The sequence below is a fragment of the Synechococcus sp. 1G10 genome (genome assembly GCF_002252625.1).
Classification (GTDB): Bacteria; Cyanobacteriota; Cyanobacteriia; order PCC-6307; family Cyanobiaceae; genus Regnicoccus_A.
Window position 1 is genome coordinate 16,057 of the sequence record NZ_NQKW01000011.1, and the last position, 20,436, is coordinate 36,492.

The 20,436-nt window shown below is 66.5% G+C and carries 22 protein-coding genes and 1 tRNA gene; 9 read left to right on the forward strand and 14 right to left on the reverse strand.

The genetic code is table 11. The features are described 5' to 3' along the window. Positions 1-3: 3 nt before the first annotated feature. The 7 genes from CJZ82_RS10900 to CJZ82_RS10930 form a co-directional block, all read right to left on the reverse strand. Positions 4-561 (reverse strand): Crp/Fnr family transcriptional regulator, encoded by a 558-nt coding sequence (locus CJZ82_RS10900; RefSeq protein ID WP_094555806.1) that lies wholly within the window; start codon positions 559-561, stop codon positions 4-6. A 41-nt stretch (positions 562-602) separates the two neighbouring features. Next, entirely contained in the window at positions 603-1,436 is an 834-nt protein-coding gene (locus CJZ82_RS10905) for a nitrate ABC transporter ATP-binding protein (RefSeq protein ID WP_094555807.1), read from the reverse strand. Positions 1,437-1,456: 20 nt separating this feature from the next. Continuing rightward, a complete protein-coding gene (locus tag CJZ82_RS10910; RefSeq protein ID WP_094555808.1) occupies positions 1,457-3,484 on the reverse strand; it encodes a nitrate ABC transporter ATP-binding protein in 2,028 nt (675 codons plus the stop codon). Positions 3,485-3,486: 2 nt separating this feature from the next. Next, a complete protein-coding gene (gene ntrB, locus CJZ82_RS10915; RefSeq protein WP_094555809.1) occupies positions 3,487-4,320 on the reverse strand; it encodes a nitrate ABC transporter permease in 834 nt (277 codons plus the stop codon). 14 nt (positions 4,321-4,334) lie between these two features. Continuing rightward, a complete protein-coding gene (locus tag CJZ82_RS10920; RefSeq protein ID WP_094555810.1) occupies positions 4,335-5,642 on the reverse strand; it encodes a CmpA/NrtA family ABC transporter substrate-binding protein in 1,308 nt (435 codons plus the stop codon). A 194-nt stretch (positions 5,643-5,836) separates the two neighbouring features. Continuing rightward, the gene (locus CJZ82_RS10925; protein WP_094555811.1) at positions 5,837-6,292 is read right to left on the reverse strand and encodes a nitrate reductase associated protein; all 456 of its coding nucleotides are present in this window, start codon (positions 6,290-6,292) and stop codon (positions 5,837-5,839) included. Continuing rightward, positions 6,289-7,317: an anthranilate phosphoribosyltransferase gene (locus CJZ82_RS10930; protein WP_094555812.1), complete on the reverse strand. Its 1,029-nt coding sequence runs from the start codon at positions 7,315-7,317 to the stop codon at positions 6,289-6,291. The genes CJZ82_RS10925 and CJZ82_RS10930 overlap by 4 nt, the downstream gene beginning before the upstream one ends. Before the next feature lie 124 nt (positions 7,318-7,441). Between CJZ82_RS10930 and CJZ82_RS10935 the strand changes: the two genes are divergently transcribed. After that, positions 7,442-9,022: a ferredoxin--nitrite reductase gene (locus CJZ82_RS10935; RefSeq protein ID WP_094555813.1), complete on the forward strand. Its 1,581-nt coding sequence runs from the start codon at positions 7,442-7,444 to the stop codon at positions 9,020-9,022. Here CJZ82_RS10935 and CJZ82_RS10940 read toward each other — a convergent pair. Beyond that, positions 8,946-9,428: a hypothetical protein gene (locus CJZ82_RS10940; RefSeq protein WP_143593635.1), complete on the reverse strand. Its 483-nt coding sequence runs from the start codon at positions 9,426-9,428 to the stop codon at positions 8,946-8,948. The two genes, CJZ82_RS10935 and CJZ82_RS10940, sit on opposite strands and share 77 nt — an antisense overlap. Before the next feature lie 124 nt (positions 9,429-9,552). Between CJZ82_RS10940 and CJZ82_RS10945 the strand changes: the two genes are divergently transcribed. The 3 genes from CJZ82_RS10945 (at position 9,553) to CJZ82_RS18675 (ending at position 11,940) form a co-directional block, all read left to right on the forward strand. Next, positions 9,553-10,851, forward strand: coding sequence for a CbiX/SirB N-terminal domain-containing protein (locus CJZ82_RS10945; protein WP_094555815.1), 1,299 nt, complete (start codon positions 9,553-9,555; stop codon positions 10,849-10,851). Then, positions 10,848-11,663, forward strand: coding sequence for a uroporphyrinogen-III C-methyltransferase (gene cobA, locus CJZ82_RS10950; protein ID WP_094555816.1), 816 nt, complete (start codon positions 10,848-10,850; stop codon positions 11,661-11,663). The genes CJZ82_RS10945 and cobA overlap by 4 nt, the downstream gene beginning before the upstream one ends. A gap of 100 nt (positions 11,664-11,763) precedes the next feature. Beyond that, the gene (locus tag CJZ82_RS18675; protein WP_198949737.1) at positions 11,764-11,940 is read left to right on the forward strand and encodes a hypothetical protein; all 177 of its coding nucleotides are present in this window, start codon (positions 11,764-11,766) and stop codon (positions 11,938-11,940) included. Between the two features lie 9 nt (positions 11,941-11,949). Here CJZ82_RS18675 and CJZ82_RS10955 read toward each other — a convergent pair whose 3' ends face one another. After that, a complete protein-coding gene (locus CJZ82_RS10955; protein ID WP_233130202.1) occupies positions 11,950-12,816 on the reverse strand; it encodes a CsgG/HfaB family protein in 867 nt (288 codons plus the stop codon). Positions 12,817-13,088: 272 nt separating this feature from the next. Between CJZ82_RS10955 and CJZ82_RS10960 the strand changes: the two genes are divergently transcribed. Then, on the forward strand, positions 13,089-13,565 hold the full coding sequence (locus tag CJZ82_RS10960; protein ID WP_094555817.1) for a redox protein: 477 nt from the start codon (positions 13,089-13,091) through the stop codon (positions 13,563-13,565). A 16-nt stretch (positions 13,566-13,581) separates the two neighbouring features. Here CJZ82_RS10960 and CJZ82_RS10965 read toward each other — a convergent pair. Further along, positions 13,582-13,654: transfer RNA gene (locus CJZ82_RS10965), tRNA-Ile, on the reverse strand. Between the two features lie 16 nt (positions 13,655-13,670). Then, positions 13,671-14,303, reverse strand: a complete 633-nt coding sequence (locus CJZ82_RS10970; protein ID WP_094555818.1) for an occludin/ELL family protein — start codon at positions 14,301-14,303, stop codon at positions 13,671-13,673. 141 nt (positions 14,304-14,444) lie between these two features. On the opposite strand from CJZ82_RS10970, the gene pyrE reads away from it, so the two are divergent. Together pyrE and CJZ82_RS10980 are read left to right on the forward strand one after the other, a co-directional pair. Then, the gene (pyrE, locus tag CJZ82_RS10975) at positions 14,445-15,035 is read left to right on the forward strand and encodes an orotate phosphoribosyltransferase (protein ID WP_094555858.1); all 591 of its coding nucleotides are present in this window, start codon (positions 14,445-14,447) and stop codon (positions 15,033-15,035) included. Positions 15,036-15,054: 19 nt separating this feature from the next. Further along, positions 15,055-16,008 (forward strand): folate-binding protein YgfZ, encoded by a 954-nt coding sequence (locus CJZ82_RS10980; RefSeq protein ID WP_094555819.1) that lies wholly within the window; start codon positions 15,055-15,057, stop codon positions 16,006-16,008. On the opposite strand, the gene CJZ82_RS10985 is transcribed toward CJZ82_RS10980, so the two are convergent. Continuing rightward, on the reverse strand, positions 15,897-17,489 hold the full coding sequence (locus tag CJZ82_RS10985; protein ID WP_094555820.1) for a TM0106 family RecB-like putative nuclease: 1,593 nt from the start codon (positions 17,487-17,489) through the stop codon (positions 15,897-15,899). The genes CJZ82_RS10980 and CJZ82_RS10985 overlap by 112 nt on opposite strands. Positions 17,490-17,591: 102 nt before the next feature. Here CJZ82_RS10985 and CJZ82_RS10990 point away from each other — a divergent pair, with 102 nt between their 5' ends. Further along, positions 17,592-19,103 (forward strand): phosphoglucosamine mutase, encoded by a 1,512-nt coding sequence (locus CJZ82_RS10990; protein ID WP_094555859.1) that lies wholly within the window; start codon positions 17,592-17,594, stop codon positions 19,101-19,103. Then, positions 19,100-19,714, forward strand: a complete 615-nt coding sequence (gene rdgB / locus CJZ82_RS10995; protein WP_094555821.1) for an RdgB/HAM1 family non-canonical purine NTP pyrophosphatase — start codon at positions 19,100-19,102, stop codon at positions 19,712-19,714. The genes CJZ82_RS10990 and rdgB overlap by 4 nt, the downstream gene beginning before the upstream one ends. A 178-nt stretch (positions 19,715-19,892) precedes the next feature. Here rdgB and CJZ82_RS11000 read toward each other — a convergent pair whose 3' ends face one another. Both CJZ82_RS11000 and CJZ82_RS11005 read right to left on the reverse strand, forming a co-directional pair. Beyond that, positions 19,893-20,138 carry a hypothetical protein gene (locus CJZ82_RS11000; RefSeq protein WP_143593636.1) on the reverse strand — a complete coding sequence of 82 codons (246 nt, stop codon included), beginning with the start codon at positions 20,136-20,138 and terminating at the stop codon, positions 19,893-19,895. A 76-nt stretch (positions 20,139-20,214) separates the two neighbouring features. After that, positions 20,215-20,427: a hypothetical protein gene (locus CJZ82_RS11005; protein ID WP_094555823.1), complete on the reverse strand. Its 213-nt coding sequence runs from the start codon at positions 20,425-20,427 to the stop codon at positions 20,215-20,217. Positions 20,428-20,436 lie beyond the last annotated feature (9 nt).

A 20,436-nucleotide genomic window follows, 5' to 3' on the forward strand; every position in this document is an offset into this window, starting at 1 on the left:
GAATCAGCCGATCGGCAGCATCGCCTCCACCAGCTCAGGCGATAGGCGCAACACAGGAGGGCCACTGCCGGCGGGATGGTCGTCCACCAAGCCCGACTGACGCAACCGCGTGAACATCTTGGTGACGGTGACGCGGGTGTTGCCGATCAACTCAGCCAGGCGCTCATGGGTGATCCGGATCGGCAGCTCGTACCAGATGCCATTGCGACGACCCATCCGCTCCACCAGCAACGCCAGCAACGCCCTCAGTCGCTTTTCGGTGTCGGGGTGATGGCGGATCATCAACAGCTCCAGGGTCCAGGTGCTCAGATCCGTGAGATCGCCCAGCTCTTCCCTGCGCTCGACCCGCTCGATCTGCACCAGGGTGAGGGCTTCGAGGCCAACCCAATCGCGACGAAGGGTCAGGGCATCGCAGACATCATCCGGCTGCAGAAAGCCGATCGTGATTTCCTGGCCCGAGGAGGCAAGCAGAAACACCCGGAGGATGCCCGAGAGGACCCGCATCGGCGAGGTGGCGGCAGTGTGGCCGCCATCAAGCAGCAGGGTCTGGCCAACGGCCATCGACAACTGGCAGAAAGACTGATGAGCCGGAAGGGCTGTGCTCACGTGTCGTCGTGGGCGAAACGGCGATAGAGAAAATCGAGGGCGCGGTTGCGGTAGTCGAAGTATTCGGGAAGCTCCATCAGCCGGGCCCGATCGCGGGGCTGTGGGAAGGGAAGGTCAAGGATTTCGCCGATCTTCGCCGCCGGTCCATTGGTCATCATCACCACCCGATCCGCCAGGAACAAGGCCTCATCGATGTCGTGGGTGATCATCAAGACGGTGACCTTGTGCTCGGCCCAGATCTTGAGAAGCTCTTCCTGGAGCTCCTCCCTGGTGATCGGATCAAGGGCGCCGAACGGTTCATCGAGCACCAGGACCTTGGGTTGCAGGGCAAGGGCGCGGGCGATCGACACCCGCTGCTTCATGCCACCGGAGAGGCTCCCTGGCTTCTTGGCTGCGGCTTCGGTGAGGCCCACCATCGCCAGATGCTTCTCCACCAGGGCCCTGGCCTGGCCGTTGCGCTTGAGCTCAGGAAAAACATTGTTCACCGCCAGGGCGATGTTGTCGTAAGCCGACAGCCAGGGGAGCAGGCAATAGTTCTGGAACACCACCATGCGATCGGGGCCGGGCTCCACGATCGGCTCCGATTCCAGCCGCACCTGTCCTGTGGTGGGCTCGCGAAAGCCGGAGACCATGTCGAGCAGGGTGGATTTGCCGCAACCGGAGTGGCCGATGACGCAGATGAACTCCCCTTCACGCACCTCGAGGTGAACATCATCAAGGACGGTATAAGGGCCGTTGGGTGTGGGATACACCTTCGAGACCCCATCGATCACCAGGAACGGCTCCGATCCCTTTGTGGTGGCTGCGGTAGTGGTGGGGAGAGTCTGCATCGGTTGAAGGGTTAAGGAGCTCAGCGGAGCGACGCAGCTGGCTCGAGGGAGCTGGCTCTGGCGGGCAAAGGGACGGTTTCGTAACGGATGGGCCCGGCGGTCTGCAGTTGCTTGAGGTAGGCGATCGGATCGTTGGGATCCAGGGGCTGGTTTTCGAACAGCGGCACAGGCAGCAGACGCTGGCCATTGGCGCTGGGCTCAGCAGGGAAGTCGGCGCTGGCCTGGGCGAAGAGATCCGGTCGCTGAACGCGATCGAGCACGTCTCTCCAGTTCTCGGGGAAGACGCTGATCCCCCAGCGGGCCAGTTGGGTCAGGATCCAGAGGCCGTCGCGGCTGGAAGGAGCATTGACCTGGGCGCCGAAGAACTGGTTGAACTCCGGAATCAGCTCAGGAGTGCCGGTACCACGATCGTAAGGATCAACCAGGCCAGGAAGGAGCGTGTCCAGCTCAGTGCCCACGTACTCCCGACGCGACAGCAGTGCCGCCACATCAGGGCGATTGGCGGGGTCCTGGCAGTACTGACAAGCAGCCAGCAACGCCTTGATCAGGGCCTGGTGGGTGCGGGGATGGTTGGCGGCCCAGTCTTCGCGGACTCCAAGCACCTTTTCGCAGTGGCCGGGCCAGAGATCGGCATCGGTGGCGATCACCGTGCCCAGCTGTTGCTGAACGGCACGGGTATTCCATGGTTCACCGACACAGAAGCCATCGATGGTGCCCGCCTTGAGAGTGGCCACCATCTGGGGCGGCGGTATCACGATCAGGCTGACGTCGCGCTCTGGATCGATACCGCCCGAGGCCAGCCAGGCCCGCATGATCAGGTTGTGCATCGACGCGGAGTGCACCATCGCCAGCACCGGCTTGCGCTCGGGATGGGCGACGATCCAGGCCTTGAAGTCGGCCAGGCTGCGCACACCAGCATCGTGGAAGCGGCGGTGCAGGGTGATCGCATTGCCATTGCGAGAGAGGGTGAGGGCCGTGACCATCGGCAGGGGCGACGTTCCCTTGCTTCCCAGAGTGATGGCCAGGGGCATGCCGGCCACCATCTGACCACCATCGATCACCCCCTGGCGCAGGTCGGCCTCGAGAGTTTTCCAGTTGGTTTCCCGCCGGAGACTGACCTGATCGAGGCCGTACCTGGCAAAGAATCCCTTCTCGTGCGCAACCACCAGCGGGGCACAGTCGGTGAGGGGAATGAAGCCGAGAGTGAGGTTGATCTTCTCGAGATCGCTGGAGGCAATGGCCGCCGAGGGGTTGAGGCGCTGTTTGCGGGCTTCCTTCTGCTGGGTGAGAAACTGCACCACTTCACCCCGCAGGCTGTAGTAGCGGGGGTCCTTCACCACGGTGAGGTGAGTGCGGGGCCGGGGCAGGGGCACGTCGAGAATCTGACCGATGTAGGCCTCTGGCCCATTGGTCATCAGCACCACCCGGTCGGAGAGCAGCAGAGCTTCATCAACATCGTGGGTGACCATCACCGTGGTGACCTGGGCCTCCTCGCAGATGCGCATCAACTGCTCCTGGAGATTGCCCCGAGTGAGGGCATCAAGGGCACCGAAGGGCTCATCCAGAAGCAGCAGCTTGGGGCGCAGGGCAAGGGCCCGGGCGATCGCCACCCGCTGCTTCATTCCACCAGAAATTTCATGGGGAAACTTCTCAGCTGCAGCCACCAAGCCAACAAGCTTAATGTTGTAATCGATGATCGCTTCGCGCTCCTCCCTGGAGGATCCCCGCATCACATTGTCAACGGCGAGCGCGATGTTCTCACGAACGTTTTTCCAAGGCAGCAATGAGTAGTTCTGGAATACGACCATTCGGTCGGGTCCAGGCTCGGTGACCTCTCGGCCGTTCATCAGGATGCCGCCTTCGCTGGCCAGGGTGAGGCCGGCCAGCAGATTCAGCAGCGTCGACTTGCCACAACCCGAGTGACCCACCAGGGAGAGAAACTCCCCTTGTGCCACGTTCAGAAAAATATCCTTGAGCGCCACATAGGTGCTTCCATCCCGCAAAGGGAAGGTCTGGGTGACGTTATCAACAGTGAAGAGAGCCGGCATGGTCAGTGGCCGCCTCCACTCATCTTCCAGCCAACGAAGGCAACGAGGCGGTCGAGGGCGAGACCCACAAGGCCAACATAAACAATGGCCAGGATAATCTGACTAGAACTGGAGTCACCGCCAGCGTTGTAAGCGTCCCAGATGAAATAGCCGATGCCACCATCAGCCTTGAGCATCTCTGCGGCCACGATGGCCAGCCAGGCAAGACCGATTGCAATCCTCAGGCCGGTAAAAACGTAGGGAACCGTGGATGGTATAACAATTTCGCGGATGTAGGCACTTTTGCTGAGTCTCAATACTCTGGAAACATTCGTATAATCCTGGGGAATCTGGCGGATGCCTACTGCAGTATTGATGATGATAGGCCAGATGGCGGTGATAAAGATAACGAAAACAGCTGAGGTATTCGCATCCTGGAACAACATCAGAGCGATGGGGAACCAGGCGAGCGGCGGCACTGTCCGCAACACCTGAATGACAGGGTCAAAGCCCTTGCCGATGAAACGGTTCAAGCCGAGCAAGCCACCAATCGCTATGCCTACCACAGCAGAAAGAACGTAGCCGATGCCGACACGCTGCAATGAAATCAGGATTTGCCAGCCCAGCCCTTTGCTGGTGCCTCCTTCATCGAAAAATGGCTGACTGATATAGGGGTCCCAGGTATCAATCAGCACGTTGATCGGCCCTGGCAATCGGGCGACTCCGAGCAAGCCTGAGAGCAGTTGCCAGAGCAGAAGGAAGACACCGATACAGACCAGATAGGGCAGAAACCCCTTGAGCAGTGCCGATCGGCGTGATCGTGTACGGCGCCTTCCGGCGGCGGCTGTGAGAGTCATGGAGTCGGCTCGAGTCAGGCCAGGGCTTTGATCTTCAGGCCATCGAGGTATCCCTTGGGATTCTCGGGATCGAAGACCACGCCATCAAAGAAAGTTTCCTTGCCGCGGGAATCACTGGCCGGGATCGCCTTCTCCTGGCCGATGGCCTTGGCAGCCTCCTTCCAGAGGTCGGCCCGGTTCACCTTGTTCACCAGCGCATCGATGTCGGTGCTGGCCGGCAGATAGCCCCAGCGGATGTCCTCGACCACGAACCACTGGTCGTGGCTCTTGTAGGGGAAAGAGGCACTATCCTCCCAGAAGCGCATCTTGAACGGGCTGTTCTTCACCACCCGGCCATCGCCGTAGTCCACATCACCTGCCAAGCGGGGACGGATGTCCTTGACGTTGGCCTTGATATACTTGTCTTTGGCGAGGATCGCGCACATCTCATCAAGATTGGCCGGATCATCGCACCACATCTGGGCTTCCAGAACGCCCTGCAGCAGGGCCTGGGTTGCCTTGGGGTTCTTCTCCGCCCAGTCGGCCCGCATCGAGAAGGCCTTCTCAGGATGGAGCTTCCAGAACTCGCCGGTCTGGGCGGCGGTGTAGCCCAGCTTCTTGTTGACAAGCCGCTGGTTCCAGGGCTCGCCCACGCAGAACGTGTCCATGGTGCCGGTCTGCATGTTCGCCACCATCTGCGGCGGCGGAACCACCACGAGGTCGGCGGTCTTGTTGGGATCAATGCCGTTGGCCGACAGCCAGTAACGCATCCAGAGGTCATGGTTCCCGCCTGGGAAGGTCACCGCTGCCTTGAACTTCTTGCCTTTCTCAGCAGCTGCCGCAACGGCTGCCTCGAGGCCGGCCCTGTTGTCAATCGTGAGTTTGTTGGCCAGAAAGTCCTTGGAGACCGAGAAGCCCTGACCCTGCAGGTTCAAGCGCGCCAGGGTCACCATTGGCAACGGCTGGTTGGACTTGGTGATCGTTCCTGCCGTCAGCAGCAGGGGCATCGGCGAAAGGATATGGGCACCGTCGATGCCACCGCCATCTGAACCCAACTCCAGGTTGTCTCGGGTGGCCGCCCAGGAGGTCTGCTTCACCACCTTCACATCGGGCATGCCGTGCTTGGCGAAGAATCCCTTCTCCTTGGCGATGATCAAAGGGGCGCAGTCTGTGAGGGCAATGAACCCCAGGGTGGCCCCTTTCACCTCTGAATCACTGGCCCCGGAAGCAGCCGGAGCGGAGGTGGTTTCTGGCTTCTTACCACCGCAGGCACTCAACCAGACCGCACCAGCGGCAGTGCCGGCTGCGGTGATGAGGAATCTACGGCGTGAAAGATCTGACATTGAGCCTGGAACGGTTGGGGAAGTGTCGGGCTGCGACGAGTCGCAATCCGGACGGGCTCCGCAATCAAGCGCACCGAACCGGGATAACGCTGGCGCTCAGGCTGACCAACGCACTCAGATCATCACGAACGACTACCTCTCGGGGTGTTCATTGATACCAAGAACAGGGAATGAGGACGGTTCTCCGCGCCTGGCTAAATGCCGAACTCCCGCAGGGCCCGGGGCAGATTGCGGTGCTCGTGGCCGGGATGGCTGAGCTTGACCAGGGCAAAACGCTGAAGTTCATCCAGTGATTGCCATTGGCTGGGCTCAAGTGACGCACCCAGCTGAGCGCAGGCGGCCTGCAGCCGCTCGGGAATGTCGACTGCCTGCTGCCAGTCGAGGCCGGCGGCCGGTTCAATCCCCCGGGCGGGGCCATCGGCAAGGGTGGCCGTTCGCCGCTGCAACCAAAGCCGCAGATCACTGATGGCTTCGGGGTGATCCAGCCACGCCAGCAGCTCTGCCCTCTCCTCCACTGTGAAGGCATGCCAGTGGCTGAGCCGGAGTTTGACGCCGGCCAGATCGAGCTTGCGGCGCACCGCCATCGGCAGGCAGCGCAGATCAGCCACGAAATCGTCTTCGAACGCGAAGCAACGGTCGTGCAGGCTCATGCCGAGAGCTCCTGACGCAAACGCTCGCCGCTGCGGGCCGCCAGCAACCCCCTGGCCTGCTCCAGTCCGGCTTCGAGGCAGTCGCAGCGGTCGGCCTGCCACCAGTACACAGCCAGATTCCAGAGCAGGGCATCGGCCAGGGGACCCACCCCCACCAGAGCCGCCAGGGCCTGATCGCGCCAGATCTCCAGGTTCTGCCATGAAACCTCCTGGGCGGTGATGCCGTGATCGCGGGGATGCAACAGGATCCGGGTCATGGTGCCGTGGCGCAGCCGTGCCGAGATGCCGGCCCTGGTGGTGGGCAGGTCGGTGGAACCCTCCAGGCCCTTGACCGTGTACACATCGGTTTCAGCGGCGTGGCCGAGGGCTTCCCAGGCCCGGCTTTCCGTGGGGGGATGCACGAAGCCACTCACCAGCAGGTGCTGCCCCTGGTGAGGCGTCCAGAGCAACTCCAGGCTGGCCACCGGCGGCCGCTTGCCGATGGCGTCGCGGACCGGCAGCAGACGCTCGGCTCGCGGGAAGTGATCAGCCTGGTGGGTGAGGGCCAGGCCATGGCGATCCAGCCGTAGTTGCACTGCTTCCAGGCTCAGCCCCCGCCATTCGATTCCCAGGGCGGCGAACAACTCCGCCAGGGTGACGCCGTATTTCACCGGCATGGGGCCACCGCCGTGCAGCACAACGGGCTGATCCGCCGAAGCCAGCACCAGGGCCAGCAGCGGCAGCACCGGTGCCGTGCGGCTGCGGCCGTCGTAGGGGACGCCAAAACAAAGGGGCCTGAGCCCCGGGGTGACCAGGGTGGGGCCCAGGGCCCGGTAGCTGTCGAGCATGCCGGTGAGCTCGATCGGTGAAGGCCGGCGAATGCGGTGGGCGATCAGAAAAGCCCCCAGCTGGGCATCGCTCACCTGGCCCAGAAGCATCAGGTCCATGGCCTCGCGGGCCTCGGCGCGGGTCAGCCCCGTGCTGGTGTGCTCGCCGCTGCCCACCTTGGCCAGCAGCTCCCGGAAACGCACCGCCTCGGGAGGCATCGGCGGCCGCCTTGTCAACTCCCCACGGATCCCCTCTGGAGCCAGGTTTGGTAAAGCTTGCAACAGGGTGACGGGGCTCGTGCTGAGACGCTAGTGGGTCAGGTCTCAGCATTCGGGAGCGACCGTGAGCGCAGCTCAAGCATCCGCCGGGGGGCCAGCGTCCCAGGCCTACAGCAGCGCGAAGTTGAACAAGGTGGAGAAGGCCAAGGCTGAAGCCTGCGGGCTGGATCTGGCCCCGCGCCTGGCCGAACTGGGAGCCGCGGGCTGGGAATCCCTGGATGAGGCCACCCTCACCATCCATCTCAAGTGGCTGGGCATCTTTTTCAGGCCCGTGACTCCGGGGCGCTTCATGGTGCGCCTGCGGCTGCCCAACGGGGTGATCAGCGCCGATCAACTGGAGGTGCTGGCCGACGTCATCGATCGCTGCGGCGAGCACGGGAGTGCCGACATCACCACCCGGCAGAACATTCAGCTGCGGGGCCTGCTGCTGGAGGACATGGCCCCCCTGATGAGCGCCCTGGAGTCAGTGGGGCTCACCAGCCGCCAGTCAGGCCACGACAACCCCCGCAACGTCACCGGCAATCCACTGGCGGGCCTGGATCCTGAGGAATTCCTCGACACCCGCCCCCTGGTGGACTCCATTCAGGAGGCTCTGCTGGGACCAGACGGCCCCCGCAACCTCCCCCGCAAGTTCAACGTGGCCGTGGGCGGGGCGCCCGACAGCTTCCTGCTGCACAACGATCTGGCCTTCCTGCCGGCCCATCACGGAGGTGAGCTGGGCTTCACGGTGATGGTGGGCGGATTCTTCTCCGCCCAGCGCAACGAGCTGGCCGTTCCCCTGGGGCTGTGGCTGAGAGGCGAGCAACTGCCTGCCTTCAGCCTGGCGGTGCTTCGCCACTACGAGCGTGAAGGCAGCCGCGAGAATCGCAACAAGACCCGGTTGATGTATCTCATCGACGCCCTCGGGCTGGAGGACTACCGCTCCCAGGTGCTGGATACGTTCGCGGAGTTCGTGGGTGTGGAGGAAGCCGCCGCCACCCCCACCCACGACGGCTCCCATCTTGTGTGCCAGGCCCCACGTGACATCTGCGGCGTCCACGCTCAGAAGCAGGAGGGCCTGCACTGGGTTGGCCTGCACGTGCCGATGGGCCGGCTTGATGCCGCCAGCATGGTGGAACTCGCCCGTCTCGCCCGGGACTACGGCACGGGCGAACTGCGGCTGAGCGAAAGCCAGAACGCCCTGATCGCCAATGTGCCCGAGGACAGGCTTGATGCACTGCTGGTGGAACCCCTGCTGGAACGCTTCCAGGTGAACCCGGGGCCGCTCCAGGCCGAGGCGGTGAGCTGCACCGGCAACCGCTATTGCAGCTTCGCTCTCATTCCCACCAAGAGCACGGCCCAGGCGGTGGTCGACGAACTGGAGCGGCGTCTGGAGCTGCCCCATGGGGTGCGGACCCACTGGACCGGTTGCCCCAACGCCTGCGGCCAGCCCTACATGGGTCAGATCGGCCTGATGGGCGCCAAGACCCGGGTGGATGGTCAGATGGTGGAAGCCGCCAAGATCTTCCTCGGTGGCGCCATGGACGCCAACCCCAAACTGGCGGCTCTGCACGACAAGGGCGTGCCCCTCAGCGAGCTCCCGGACGTGCTGGAGGCGTTGCTGGTGGAGCACTACGGCGCCCGCCCGCGCGGGGCTGCGAGCTGATGACGCCTCGGCGGGGTGCTCCGCCACCCCAGCCCCAGCGGAACCCACCCCGGGGCTGGGCGGCAGGCTGCTGCTGGCTCCAGCTCGCATCAAGGGCCATCAGGCCCTGGCGGTCGTCGCAGGGGTGTCCGCCATAGAGCAGGGCGGTGACGCGATCTGGATCGATCTCCAGCAGCGCCACTTCCTCCCAGAGGCGGCGGGTCAGCTCCCGGTCGGCGCGCACGAACTGGGCTTCGGCCAACTGGCGCACCAGGGTGAACACCAGCTGCTGCTGCTTGAGATCGGAGAAACTGGCCGACGACTGACTCTTTGGCCCGGCGTCGGTGCGGACACAGGCTCCTCGATCGATCGAGAGTTCTGCGGTGGCGTGGTCCATGGCGTCCTTGTCCTGACGGCTGTGTCTCAATCCTTGCTAAATGGGCTGTGGCACCACGCCAGTGCTGCCCCATAAAACGTATCAGTGGAGACACTTTGCGATTCAGCTCAGGTTCCGGGCGACGCCTGATGACACAGGGACAGGGTCAGCCCCAGTGACTCCTCTTCCGTCCCAGCTGCCGCCTGAAGGCAGCCAGGAGCGCTGGCCCTGGCTGCAGCGTCTCAGGCGGTCGGAAGCGGTGGCCACAGGCCCCTGGCTGGAGGCACTGGAGCAGGGCCTGCTGCCTGCGGCCAGTGACCTGATGGCGGTGCTGGTGGAGAAGCTCGATGGGGCAGGATCAGCCCGTCTGCTGCGCTGGTGGCTCAGCCTGCCCGAACCCAGCGAGCCCGCCGAGGTGGCTCAGCGACAGGAGCTGCTGGATCTGATCGGTCGCCGCCGGGATCCCGCCTGCGCTGCCCAGCTGCGAGTTGCCGTGGCTGAGCGGTCGAATCTGTCCCTCTTGCCCCTGCTCGGGCACCAACGCGACAGCCAGGACTTCGCCTGTCTCGAGCATCTGGCGCGCCAGCCCGGCCCGTCTGCGTTGCGGCGCGCTGCCCTGGAAGGCCTGGCCGTGGGACTGAGCGTCTGGCCCCAGGCGGCGCTGCAGCTGCTGCTGATTGAGCTCTGCAGCGATCTCGATGGAGCGCTCGCCTCCCAGGCCGTGGATCTGCTCGCCCGCCTGCCGAGCGGCCGCCAGGGCATCGAGCAGGTGCTGGCCCGCCCCCTCGACCCTGGGGCCGAAGCCCGGGCCCGGCGGCGGCTGGCGGTCCTGCCCCGCAGCCCGCTCCTGCTGGTGGTTCATGGCCGCGCCGGGGGGGTGATCCCCGAGGAGCTGCAGGCCCTGGCCCTCGACCTGGAGCGCCGCCGGCGCGCTCCTGTGCGGCTTCAGCCCCTGACTGGCAGCTTGGCTCAGCCCGATCCCGCCGACCCGGTGCTGGGGAACGCCCAGCGGCCGCTCACCCTGGTGCCCCTGCTGCTGCTGCCCGGCACCCACGTGCGCCACGACATCCCGGCGATCGCGGCGGCCTGGCGCCGCCGCGGCCCCCTGCGGAGGCTTCCCTTCCTGGGGGCCTGGCCCAGCTGGCAGGCGGCGATCGCCGCCGAACTGGCTGACCTGGCGGCCAGCCAAGGCCAGGAACCGCCGCCCCTGTTGCTGCATCATCCGCTCGAACCTGGCCTGGCCGACCGCTATCTGGCGCACCTTGCGCGCCGCTGTTCAGCGACTTGTCAAGCCGCTCCATACACTGCGACTGATCTCGAGGATCTGACTCTGGCAATCCGCGGCGCTGCCCTGCCCCTGGCCCTGGCCGCGAACCGGCTCACCGAGAGCCTGCCCGCTGCGCTGGGTGCCCCGCTGCTGCAACGTCCACGCTTCCAGGCCCTGCTGCTCGATCAGCTCGAGGCCCTGCCATGAGCGCAGGCACGGCAGATCCTGCGCAGCCAGCTGTCGAGGCTCTGGGCACCGTGTATCTGGTGGGCGCCGGCCCGGGCGATCCCGAGCTGATCACGCTCAAGGCCCACCGGCTGCTGCAGTGCTGTGATGCGCTCGTCTACGACTCCCTCGTACCGACAGCTCTGCTGGAGCTGACCCCGGCAGGCTGCGAGCGGCACTTCGTGGGCAAGCGCCGGGGGCACCATTCCGTCCCCCAGCCGAGCACCAACGCCGTGCTGGTCGACCTGGCCCACCGCCACCGCACGATCGTGCGTCTCAAAGGCGGTGATCCATTCCTGTTCGGCCGTGGCGGCGAGGAAGCGGCTCACCTGGCCAGCCAAGGGGTGCCCGTGCAGGTGGTCCCGGGCGTCACCGCCGGCATCGCCGCACCGGCCTACGCCGGCATCCCTGTCACCCACCGCAAAGCGGGCTCCAGCGTCACCTTCGTGACAGGCCATGAGGAGATCGACAAGGGGCGGCCCGGGGTTGATTGGCGGGGCCTGGCCCGCAGCAGCGATGGGCTGGTGATCTACATGGGGCTGCACAACCTCCGCCGCATCTGCGATGAGCTGATCGCCGGCGAGCTGGCGCCAGACACCCCCGCGGCGGTGATCCAGCAGGGGACTGTGAGCGGCCAGCGGCAGTTGGTGAGCACTTTGGTGGAGCTGGCTGATGCGGCCGAAGCCGAGGGCTATGGCTCCCCCTCGATCGTGGTGATCGGCCATGTGGTTCACGAGCGGGTGGCGGCCTGCGCGCCCCCACCGGCGGATGTGGAGATGCCGATCCCGTTCTGAACCAGATGGGAAGGCAGAACGCCCTGCCCTGGGACGGGGTACGGCAAGCCGACCAACAGAGGACCGTCACAGCTTGTAACGTTATGTAAAAATAACTGACATGAACACCTCCCTCTCCCGCGAATTCTCCACCGCCGTGCACTCACGGGCCATCGACAACTGCAACGACATCGAAGAGCTGCGCCAGGTTGCCAAGACCCTGCTGCGCGCCTGGCAGCTCCAAGCCGACTTCACAGCCGACTACGGCGCCAAACTGCTGAACATCAAGCCCCGCTGAGGAACCGGCTCAACGCCAGTGGCCGGAATCACTCCAGCTGCAGCACCCCACGGGTGCGCTCACGCCGCTGCTGGTCCTGAGCTCAAAGCTGGCCATGCAGTTGCCCTTGGGCACCAGCAGGCAGCTCACATAGCTGGAGGCATCGATCAGTGCAGCACGGATGGCCTTGGCAGCTGGGGTGCGCTGGGCCTCGGAACTGTTGGAGCCGAAGCGCAGTGTGCCGGCAGCCGCAGTGAGGCCCTGACCGGTGCGGCCCATGTTGGGGGCGAGGAAAAGGGCGAGAGCTGCGGCCGGCAGCAGATTCACCCCATCTTCACGGCTGGCAGCCGTATTGCTGGTCCTCCCCTCCACCGTGCGCTGGCCCACCACTTCACCGGTGGTGCTGTCCACCACGCGCACGTCGATCGCCACGTAATCCTTGGTTTCGGCCTGCTGCTTGTCGGTGCCGAAGCCCAGCAGACCGAAATTGCTACCTGAGGTTTTGCTCTCGACGTTGGACTCATACGAGCTGACCGTACCGAGCACGATGTAGCGGGCCCCGGTCATCTGCCCGCGCTGAGCCGAATTGGCGCTCTTGCGCACGATTCCAAGCTCCGCGAGCTCCTGCTCGGAAAGCACCGCCTTGAGGTTGTTGCGCTCCACCACCTGGATATCGCCGGTGGCCTGGAGTTCATTGGAAAGCATCGCCGCCAGATCGGTGGCCACGGGTCCCTGCCACCACCAGGTCTGCTGGGTGACGGTGTTCTTGAAATCGGGCACCGAGACGGTGGGCCGGCCCGCGGGCCGGGTCTGCGACAGAGCCGGGCCCGCTGCGACGCCCAGACCAAGCCCAGCGGCCAGGAGCGCAACGGTGAAGACGATGGGGCGAACGGGCAAGGCCATGGATCCCAGTGAACGTCCATTCAAACGACGATGACCAGGAATTCCAGGGGTACGCCCGAGGAAGGCTGGCCGGTGGCTGGCCGTCATGACCGGATCGGCATCTGTCCGATGCGAGCCGGTTCCGTAGCGTCCTGCACGTCCACGGGGACAGCGGCTCTGTTGGAATGGAGAGACTTCACACCGCCTGGCCGTCAGTGCCGACGGTTGCCGCCATGGCCGCATCTTTAATCCGTAACAGTGAACAGAAAGGGCCCAGGCCGGCTCCGATGTTCGAACTGATTCCCTACGAGAAGTTCCGGGACACCCCGGCAGTGCGCTTCTTCGACATCACGGTGCCCACCTCCAACGCCAGGGATCTGGTGGTGCATACCGGTCCGGCCGTGAGCCCCCCCGACGACCCCGAGACCGGCGCCTGGCAGTTCTACCTCCATCCCCACCAGGAGGACAACCTGCTGGCGATGCACGGCGGCCGCACCTTCTTTCTGGTCAACCTGGGCTGGAACTACCCCTTCCACATCGTCCGCCTCGATACCGGTGGCGACATCCTGCGTATCCCCCCTGGCACCTTCCACCGCTCGGTCTCCGATCCCGATGGCTCACTGGTGCTCAACCAGGCCGTGCGCGAGAAGGGAGCCTCGCTTGTGCGCGAGTTCCGCGTCTACAACAGCCACAACATTCCCCGGCTGTTCGCCGTCACCAGCCAGACGGCGCCCCTGCCGAAGTTGCATGGTGTGAGCTGGTGAAAGGCTGAATGATTGATGGGGGTCGCGAGGATCGAACTCGCCTAAGGCGGATTATGAGCCCGCTGCATTCACCAGATTGCTAGACCCCCTGGCTTGTGTGTTCCTTCACCAGAGCCCACGCACCGGTTGACGCATGGGGGAGCTTTCGATGGGCAGTTCCGTCGGGAAATAGTTGGCTCCCGGCTGAGCGACTTCCACCGGAACCGAGATCGGGGCCACCTGCAGGCTGGCGGAGAAGATTGAAGGGAGATCGGTATTGCGCCAGGGCATCGGAGCGCTTTGCTCCTCAAGCAGGGCTGCAGTTGTGTTGGTGATGGCGGAAGAATCCCAGATGATGGCCTGCTCGGGGAAGCCCAGCCCCATCACCCGGTTGCCCTCGGGGCCTCCCATCGCGATGCCGAGGATGTCGGTGATCTGGTGGGTCAGGCTGACCCCACGGGCGAATGTGGAGCGCCAGGTATAGGCACGCTGCTGGAAAAGTTCCGCGGTGGTCTGGACCTCGTCACAACGGGTGACTTCCACCGGAGCACTGAGCGGCTGGGTGCTGTTGCCGGTGCCGGCCAGGGGCGCCTCAAGGGTGGTGGTGCAGATCACCGGGCCCGCAACAGCGGGAGTTGAGGGGAACAGAGCCAGGGCGCCGCCAGCCAGGGCGCCAAGCACCACAGGCACCGTACGGGCCGGTTCAACCCACACGGAGCTGGGGATGGCGTCTGAGGGCATGGCTTTGCGGCAGTTCATGGCTCAGGCGGCCAGCAGGTGAACGGAATGGGCATTACACCCTGATCATCGCGCAAACTAGGCCGTTGAGCCGTGCTCTGCCAGGGGCCTTGGCCGGAGCGCCGCCGCCCCCGCTCACTCTCCGCTCCGATGCCACTGCCGATGCCATTGACCCCCATCCCCGACACAGCCCCGGGGCGCCGCCAGGTCCTGCTGGAGCTGCTCGCCGTCAAGGCCTACCGCCACGGCCAGTTCACCCTGGCATCGGGCCGCAGCAGCGACCACTACGTGAACTGCAAGCCAGTGAGCCTCAGCGGCTACGGCCTGGCCCTGCTGGCCATGGCGCTGCTGGAGCAGGTGGAAGGGGACGCTGCGGCCGTGGCCGGCCTCACCCTCGGCGCCGATCCCCTGGTGAGTGGCGTGGCGATGGCGGCAGCCCAGGCGGGGCTTCCCCTCGACGCCCTGATCGTGCGCAAACAGGCCAAGGGGCACGGCACCGGCGCCTGGCTGGAGGGCCCCCTGCCCGCCACAGGAAGCCGAATCACCGTGCTGGAAGACGTGGTGACCACGGGCGGCTCGTCGCTGCAGGCGGTGCAGCAGTTGCGCCAGGCCGGCTACGTGGTGGAGCGGGTGGTCACGATCGTCGATCGCCAGGAAGGGGGATTGGATGCCATGACGGCGGCAGGTCTGGAGCTGCGCAGCCTGTTCCTGCTGGAAGAGATCGCCGCCGCCGCCCAGACTTTGCAAGGGTGAGCCCATCGCTGACCACGCCATGGACCTGAACCACTCCACCTCCCCAGGCCCCTGGGACTGGCGGCCCGCCAGTCCCAGCCGCTGGGAGCAGCCCGTGAGCCTGATCCGCCTGGAAGGGCCTGACAGCCTGCGCTTCCTCCATGGCCAGAGCAGCCAGGACCTGGAGCGTGCCCAGCCCGGCCAGTGCCTGGCCACCTGCTGCCTCACCCCCACCGCCCGGGTGCGCGGCCTGGCGGATGTGCTGGTCGACGCCAGCGGCGCCTGGCTGGTGATCACCGCCGGCGAGGGGGTGGCCATTCATCAGGCCCTCGACCGGGTGCTCTTCCCGGCCGATCAGGTGAACCTGGGGCCGCTGCTGTCCGGGACGCTGATCCACCTGGAGGGAGCTGCCGGAGCGATTCAGAACACCAGCGTGGGCTGGCGACTTCCCGGCGATCGGCTGGTGCTCAGGGATGGGGAGTGCCTCAGCGCCGAGCTCGAGGCCATCCCGGCCCTTGGGCCGATCGAGATCGAGCGCTGGCGCCTCAGCCAGGGGCGGCCGCTGGCCCCCAACGAGATCAGCGAGGAGGTGAACCCCTTCGAGCTCGGGCTGGCGGATCGGGTCAACCTCAGCAAGGGTTGCTATGTGGGCCAGGAAACCCTGGCCAAGCTGGCCACCTACGACGGCGTCAAACAGCAGCTGCGGCGCTGGTGCTGGGCGGAACCGGCCGCCAGCACCGCTCGCACGGACACAGAGCCGGTGGTGGGGGCAGTGCTGCGCACCATCAGCGGTGAGCGGGCCGGGCGGATCACCTCCAGGCTGCAGCTGAACGCCGGGCCCGATGGCACCAGCCTCTGGCTGGGGCTGGCCCTGGTGCGGCGTCAGGCGCTGGCGGAACCGCTGCTGCTGGCCGGCGAGGGGATCACCCTGGAGATCTCCGAACCCATAGGAGTGGTGGCGCCACCGGTGGGGGCTGGCAGCGCTGCGTCCTGATCCAGCAGCCAGCGGGCCACCGCCCAGGTGGCCAGACAGTCGTCGTGGTTGTAGCGGAAGATCCGGCGCAGGCCATGGAGACTGCCCCGGTCCGCCGGGGTGCCATCGCCGCGCCACTGGCGCCACCAGAGCAGGCAACGGGCCCCATCCACTCCCTTCTGGCTCCAGGCAAAGCCAAGCCAGCCGGCCACCGCCTTGAGGCCATAGCTGTTCACCGGCAGTAACCAGTGCTGGCGCAAGCGCTGATGCAGGTCCACCAGGCGCCGGCGCAGGGCCACCAGCTCCCGCTCGCTTGCCCCCTGGCGCTGGGCCAGGCGCACCAGGGCGATCGACTCGGTTTCGCCGTAGTGGAGCAGGGGCCAATCGGAGGGCGTGGCCACCAGCAGCCGGCGCAGCCGCTGCCAGAGCCTGGCCTCGCCGTGTTCCTGCAGGGCCAGCAGCGGGCGGTAGCAGCCGATGCGGGTAGCGAGCCCTGCGGGCCAGCGGCCAGCGGCATCCCTCTCGATGCGCAGGAAGCCATGCAGAAAGTCGTCGCGGGCATCGGGATCGGATTCGATGTCGTACACGAGCATCCCGCTGGCGGTGGCCAGCTCGGGCAGGGCTGTGGCTGGCTGGCCAGGCTCCACCGGCAGGCGCAGGGGCTCCCCCCGCTGCTGCACGCGGGCCTGGGCCACCAGCCGCGCCGCCACCTCGCGGTGCTGCTCGCCGTGCACCTCCAGCGCATCCGCGAGGACCTCGGGATCGGCGGCGGCCAGGGCACTGAGCTGGGACAGGCCGAGCTCGAGCAACAGCTCACGCCGCTTGGCGCCGATGCCGCTGACCTCGCTGAGGTGGCCCTGCACGGCCGCCTCCTGATCGCAGAGGCCTCGCCAGGAGCAGAGCACGCACTTCTTGCGGTCGCTCACCAGCGCTGGCGGCGTGGGGCGCTCCAGGTCGGCCGCCACTTTGGGCAAGGCCTCATCCAGCTGGCGCAGCAGTCCATCCCCGAGCACCAGCCGCTCCCGCTCGAGCCGCCCGGAGCCTGTCGCCACCACCAGGCCATGGCTGACAGGCCCCTGCTGCCACCCCGAGAGCAGCTGCCCCCATAGCCCCATCACAAGCCGGTGCTCACGGGTGAGGCGGCGGCCTTGACGAGCCATGACGGGCTCGTAGGCGTAGGCCCCCCAGCGGCTTTCCCCGGTGCTGCGCCGCAACAGCGGTGGATGGGCCTCCAGCGCCAGGCCGGCGGGGCCCCTTCCCCTGAGTCGAACTCCGACCACCGCAGGGGCCCCGTCGGCACAGGCGGCCTCCCCTGCCAGGGGCTGCTGCTCGAGCAAGCTCACGAAACAGCGCTGCTGGTGGTCGAGCTGAAGGGCCCGGTGGGCGCTCCAGATCCGCTGGTCGGGATCACCGTGGCGATCGAGCCAGGCACGGCGCCGACAGCGCAGCCAGCTGCGCAGCAACCGGTCGGTCACCAGCTGGTTGGACGGTTCAGCCGACATGGAAGGAGGCTACGGCGGGGGGTGGCCTGCCGCCAGGCCGGCACCTGCTGGCGCCCAGGCCGGCCGGCCGACTGCTACGAGCTACTGAACACCGATGCCCCCATGGCTTCTGCCCCCCTGCCCCTGGAGCCCAGTCCCATCCGTTTCGGCACCGACGGCTGGCGCGGCATCCTCGGCGTCGATGTGACCCTGGAGCGCCTGCTGGTGGTGGCCGCGGCCGCGGCCCGCGAACTGGAGCGCGCCGCCCCTGCGGCACTCACGAGCCGCGAGGTGGTGATCGGCTATGACCGGCGCTTCCTGGCACCGGAGCTGGCCGAAGCCATCGCCAGCGCCGTGCGCGGCGCCGATCTCGAGCCGGTGCTCACCGATTCAGCCGTGCCCACACCCGCCTGCAGCTGGGCCGTGGTGGAGCGGGGCGCCCTCGGAGCTCTGGTGATCACCGCCAGCCACAACCCTCCCGAGTGGATCGGCCTCAAGATCAAGGGCCATTTCGGCGGATCGGTGGAGGAGGCCTTCACCGCCGATGTGGAGAAGCGCCTGGAGGCGGGGGGCATCACCGTGCCGATCCCCGGAGACACCCCACGCTTCGATGGCTGGGGCGGCTACCTGGCGGGCCTGCGCCAGCTGGTCGACACCGGCGCCCTGCGCCGGGGACTGGAGGAGATGGGTCTTCGGGTGATCGTGGATCCCATGCACGGCTCCGCGGCCGGAGGGCTACCGGCCCTGCTGGGGGGCGGCTCTGGGACCGGTGAAGAAGCCGCTGACGGTCACGGTGAGGAATGCATTGGTGATGAATGCATTGAGGAGATCCGCTCCTGGCGTGATCCGCTGTTCGGCGGCCACCCCCCCGAGCCGCTGGCGCCCTACCTGCAGGAGCTGATCGCGGCAGTGCGCGCCAGCGGCGAGGCCGGCCGGCCGGCGGTGGGGATCGTTTTCGACGGCGACGGCGATCGCATCGCCGCCATCGATGAACGGGGCCGCTACTGCAGCACCCAGCTGCTGATGCCCCTGCTGATCGATCACCTGGCCCGGGCCCGGTCGCTGCCGGGCGCCGTGATCAAGACCGTGAGCGGCTCCGACCTGATGCAGCTGGTGGCCGAGGGGCTCGGACGGCCGGTGATCGAGAAGCCGGTGGGCTTCAAGTACATCGCCAGCGAGATGCTCGCCGGCGGGGTGCTGGTGGGCGGCGAGGAATCCGGCGGAGTGGGCTTCGGCCTGCACCTGCCTGAGCGGGATGCCCTGTTCGCCGCCCTGCTGGTGCTGGAAGCACTGGTCGAGGGTGGCCTGCCCCTGGGGGAGCGTCTCGACCGGCTGCAGGCTGACCACGGCGGAGCCAGCGCCTACGACCGGCTCGACCTGCGCCTCAGGGACATGGCCAGCCGGGAGCGGCTGGAGCGCCAGCTTGCCCAGGATCCCCCCACCAGCGTGGCCGGCTGGCCGGTGCAGGAAGTGGTGAGCACCGATGGGGTGAAGCTGCGCCTCGGGCCCAGCCACTGGCTGATGCTGCGCTTCTCAGGCACCGAACCGCTTCTGCGCCTCTACAGCGAGGCAGCGAGCGAGGAGCGGGTGGGCCAGATCCTGGCGTGGGCCCGCCAGTTCGCCGAAACAGCATGAACACCCCCAGCCCAACTGCGGCCCCGAAGCTGCTGGTGATCGCCAGCGGCAATGCCGGCAAGCTCAGGGAATTCACGGCCTTGCTGGCCTCGGCGGGCCCTGGGCTGAACCTCGAGCTGCGCAGCCAGCCCGAGGGCTTGGAGGTAGAGGAGACCGGCGACAGCTTCGCCGCCAACGCCCGCCTCAAAGCGGAGGCGGTGGCACGGATCACGGGGCAATGGGCCCTGGCCGATGATTCCGGGCTGAGCGTGGAGGCCCTCGGCGGAGCCCCCGGCATCCACTCCGCCCGCTACGCCAGCAACGACCAGGAACGGATCGCGCGGCTGCTGCGGGAGCTGGCCGGCGAGGGCAACCGGCGAGCGACGTTCACGGCTGCCCTGGCCGTGGCCGATCCCAGCGGCCAGACGGTTCTGGAGGTGGAGGGACACTGCCAGGGGGAAATCCTGGAAGCCCCGGGCGGAGAGGCTGGTTTCGGCTACGACCCGGTGTTCCTGGTGCCCGAGACGGGCCTGAGCTTCGCCCAGATGGACCCGGAGCTCAAACGGCGCCTGGGCCACCGCGGCCGGGCCCTGGAGGCGCTCCTACCCCGGCTGAGGCCTCTGCTGGGCTGAACCGCTCAGCCGAAGGGCTGCTCGCCGAAAGGCTGCGCTGGCCAAGGGGGCAAGGTGCTGCCGTTGGGCATGGCGTGGTAGCCGAGGGAGAGGATCTCCACCCCAGCCCTGGAGAACTGGTCCTGGATGGCCCTGAGCAGATCGGAGAGCGTGCGGGGGTGCTGTCCACGTCGCTCACTTAGGCATTGAGCTCGTAGCTGATGAGGAAGCCGTTGAGAGAGGTCTGGAGCACAAAGGGGAGCTCCTGGCTGATGCAGGTGGTGGTGGCGGCGGCCTCGAGCAGCAACTGATGCACTTGGCGCCAGGGGAGGTCGTAGCCGATGAAGACCGTAGTGGCGATCACCACGGGTTCGTTGATCTCCCGACGGGCCAGGCTGTCATTGGTGATCGACGCCGCGAGGACGGTGGCTTTGGAGAGGCTCACCACCTCATTGCGGATCTTGCACGCGGGTAAGGACCAGGGCGCAGTCGTGAACGATGACGATGGTGACGTTGGTGCTTTATCGATCACCCTCTCGGAAGGCGCTGGTGTAGGCGAGCATCAACCCTTCGATCAGGTTCGCGGCCACGGCGCTGGAGCCCAGGAGCAGGATACCGATCGCCACCAGCCGGGCCGTCGGCCGCGCCCACTCGGAATAGAACCAGCGCAGGCGCAGGTTCCCCAGCTCCACCGCCTTGAACCAGGCGTTGCTGGCGCGCAGCAGCAGCAGCATGGCTCCATG

What these genes read in the sequence shown, in the direction of transcription:
- cobA (WP_094555816.1), top strand. Translation starts at nt 10,848, where the DNA reads ATGAGCGCAGGCACGGCAGATCCTGCGCAGCCAGCTGTCGAGGCTCTG.
- ntrB (WP_094555809.1), bottom strand. Translation starts at nt 4,320, where the DNA reads ATGACTCTCACAGCCGCCGCCGGAAGGCGCCGTACACGATCACGCCGA.
- pyrE (WP_094555858.1), top strand. Translation starts at nt 14,445, where the DNA reads ATGCCATTGACCCCCATCCCCGACACAGCCCCGGGGCGCCGCCAGGTC.
- CJZ82_RS10925 (WP_094555811.1), bottom strand. Translation starts at nt 6,292, where the DNA reads ATGAGCCTGCACGACCGTTGCTTCGCGTTCGAAGACGATTTCGTGGCT.
- CJZ82_RS10985 (WP_094555820.1), bottom strand. Translation starts at nt 17,489, where the DNA reads ATGTCGGCTGAACCGTCCAACCAGCTGGTGACCGACCGGTTGCTGCGC.
- rdgB (WP_094555821.1), top strand. Translation starts at nt 19,100, where the DNA reads ATGAACACCCCCAGCCCAACTGCGGCCCCGAAGCTGCTGGTGATCGCC.
- CJZ82_RS10900 (WP_094555806.1), bottom strand. Translation starts at nt 561, where the DNA reads ATGGCCGTTGGCCAGACCCTGCTGCTTGATGGCGGCCACACTGCCGCC.
- CJZ82_RS18675 (WP_198949737.1), top strand. Translation starts at nt 11,764, where the DNA reads ATGAACACCTCCCTCTCCCGCGAATTCTCCACCGCCGTGCACTCACGG.
- CJZ82_RS10970 (WP_094555818.1), bottom strand. Translation starts at nt 14,303, where the DNA reads ATGAACTGCCGCAAAGCCATGCCCTCAGACGCCATCCCCAGCTCCGTG.
- CJZ82_RS10990 (WP_094555859.1), top strand. Translation starts at nt 17,592, where the DNA reads ATGGCTTCTGCCCCCCTGCCCCTGGAGCCCAGTCCCATCCGTTTCGGC.
- CJZ82_RS10905 (WP_094555807.1), bottom strand. Translation starts at nt 1,436, where the DNA reads ATGCAGACTCTCCCCACCACTACCGCAGCCACCACAAAGGGATCGGAG.
- CJZ82_RS10960 (WP_094555817.1), top strand. Translation starts at nt 13,089, where the DNA reads ATGTTCGAACTGATTCCCTACGAGAAGTTCCGGGACACCCCGGCAGTG.
- CJZ82_RS10930 (WP_094555812.1), bottom strand. Translation starts at nt 7,317, where the DNA reads ATGCCTCCCGAGGCGGTGCGTTTCCGGGAGCTGCTGGCCAAGGTGGGC.
- CJZ82_RS11005 (WP_094555823.1), bottom strand. Translation starts at nt 20,427, where the DNA reads ATGCTGCTGCTGCTGCGCGCCAGCAACGCCTGGTTCAAGGCGGTGGAG.
- CJZ82_RS10910 (WP_094555808.1), bottom strand. Translation starts at nt 3,484, where the DNA reads ATGCCGGCTCTCTTCACTGTTGATAACGTCACCCAGACCTTCCCTTTG.
- CJZ82_RS10980 (WP_094555819.1), top strand. Translation starts at nt 15,055, where the DNA reads ATGGACCTGAACCACTCCACCTCCCCAGGCCCCTGGGACTGGCGGCCC.
- CJZ82_RS10920 (WP_094555810.1), bottom strand. Translation starts at nt 5,642, where the DNA reads ATGTCAGATCTTTCACGCCGTAGATTCCTCATCACCGCAGCCGGCACT.